Consider the following 1,581-nt stretch of genomic DNA (forward strand, 5'->3'; position numbering starts at 1 on the left):
ATAAGAGACAGCTTATATGCTATAATTAGAGAATATAATGACTAATTTGGGAGAGTTTATAATACAATGAGTAAAAAACATATAATATTAGGGACTATGCTTGTCCTGCTGAGTACGAGCGGCTGCTCATACATCCCAACAGAAAATACATCGTATGGTGTATTTTACAATGATACAGATCTATCTAATACACCAAAGGGTGAATTACAAGATCGAATACAAGAACTAAATAGTAAAATACCACAACAGACTATATCCATTGATATGGGGAATAATAAAAAACAACAGGCTACGTATCATGATTTAGGTATTCAAGTAGATACTGAGGCTGTAGTAAAAGCTATTTCTACATATGGGTATGAAGATGATTGGTGGACCTTGCTTTCACATAGATTTAATGCCTTATATTATGGACAACATTTTCAACCTCAATATAAGCTAGACGAGGTAAAAAGCAAAACTTACCTTACAGAACTTGCCAAATCAATTGATACGCCAGGACATGATGCATATCTAACCATTGAGAATGGTCAAGTTGTATTCCATCCTGCTAAAGAAGGTAAACGCATTGATATTGATGCAACCTTACAAAACCTTAAGGATCAATTACAATCTGGAGAAAGCATCACATCTCTATCTATGGTATTTACCACAAAAAATACTATTAAGGTTACTGATTCTGATTTAAAACCATTAAATACCGTTCTAGCATCCTTTAGTACAGATTTTGATCCAAATAATGAAAGCAGAACACATAACATTCAACTCGCATCTGATAAAATCAATGGTACATTGATTAAACCTGGTGCAGTATTCTCCTTTAACGATGTTGTAGGCGAGCGTACTGCTGAGGCTGGCTATGATGATGCACCGGTAATGATTGATGGCAAATTAGTTCCAGGTATTGGTGGTGGCATTTGCCAAGTTAGTTCTACCATCTTTAATACAGCCTTATTATCTGGCATGAATATTGTAGAACGTACACCTCACTTTGAACCTGTTGGATATATTCAAGCTGGTCGTGATGCTACAGTAGCATGGGGCTATTTAGACTTTAAGTTTAGAAATCCATACCAACAATCCATTTATATTCTCAGTGTGATGAATCATGGTACACTAACCATCTATATTATAGGTACTGCTCAAGACAAGCCTAAAAATGTATCTATTTCAGTTGGTGATCGTAGTGAAATACCAAATAAGACAATTACACGCGTAGATCCATCTTTAAAAGAAAAAGAAGTACAAGAGGGGCATGTAGGCTTAACAATGAATACGTATAGAACCATAACATATGGTAACTGGGTTACACAAACTGATTCCTTTGAATCTGTATATGACCCAGTAGATACGATCATAACAATGCCACCTGAAGGTTCAACTAAAAAATCAGATAAAAAGAAACCATAATTAAAGATTTTATTAAATATAGCCTAAACTATTGACCATAAGGTATAAATAGTTTAGGCTATTATTTGGATGTAATTGAGAAACCAATATATACATATTACAAAGTATATGGAAATCCAATACAGAATATTGAGGATATAATCTATTCTCAATCATTCTCAGTAATTATCA

Annotated in this window: 1 protein-coding gene; it reads left to right on the forward strand. The window is 33.9% G+C overall.

Annotated features, from left to right (window positions below; all coding sequences use genetic code 11):
* Positions 1–66 precede the first annotated feature (66 nt).
* The gene (locus tag QZ334_RS08315; protein WP_005386610.1) at positions 67–1,410 is read left to right on the forward strand and encodes a VanW family protein; all 1,344 of its coding nucleotides are present in this window, start codon (positions 67–69) and stop codon (positions 1,408–1,410) included.
* Positions 1,411–1,581: the final 171 nt, after the last annotated feature.

This window comes from Veillonella sp. (genome assembly GCF_019414865.1).
Lineage (GTDB): Bacteria > Bacillota > Negativicutes > Veillonellales > Veillonellaceae > Veillonella.